At 47.7% G+C, this 703-nt stretch carries 1 pseudogene; it reads right to left on the reverse strand.

The window, feature by feature from the left end:
• Window positions 1-703: pseudogene (locus A3761_RS23450) on the reverse strand (MBL fold metallo-hydrolase); the annotation flags it as partial.

The raw sequence follows: 703 nt of genomic DNA on the forward strand, positions 1-703 counted from the left end.
AGATCGTATGTACAGCGGCATTAATCGTATAGCGCTTACCCTCTAGCTCGACATAGCCATTTCGTGTCCCGTAAGTTTGAATATCTCGCCCTGCAGTTCCCTCAGCTTGATAACCTACAAACAGAATATCAGTACGCTTGTCTTCAATTAAAGCTTTAAGGTAATTAACAATACGCCCACCAGCACACATACCGCTAGCGGCGATCACTATCGCTGGGCGAGCCGTCTTTGCCAAATAATTCACTGTGTCGAGGTGAGTTTGATGATCATCTATCGTGAGTAAATTTTCAAATGACAGAGGGTGTCGACCCTCGGCTACCCGACTTTGAGCCTCTGCATCCCAAAAAGGTTTTAGTTGTCGGTAGGTATCAGTAAAGTCGTTGGCCAAAGGTGAGTCGACTATCACTTCAAGCTCAGCCCAATTCAGCGCCCCCTGATCGGCTTTATCTTTAAGCTCATAGATCAATGACTCAAGTTCATACAATAGCTCCTGAGTGCGGCCGATACTGAACGCAGGAATCAAGACCACACCTCTGTCTTGAACAGCACTCTCGATCACTGCCTTAAGTCGCTGCCGACGAGAGCGTCGATCTTCATGATTCTTATCGCCATAGGTGCTTTCAATCACCAAGGTTTCACATGCTTCGGGAGGCTTTGGCGCGGCTAACAAAGGAGAATGAGGAGCCCCTAAATCACCCGAGAA

The organism is Oleiphilus sp. HI0123 (assembly GCF_001635315.1).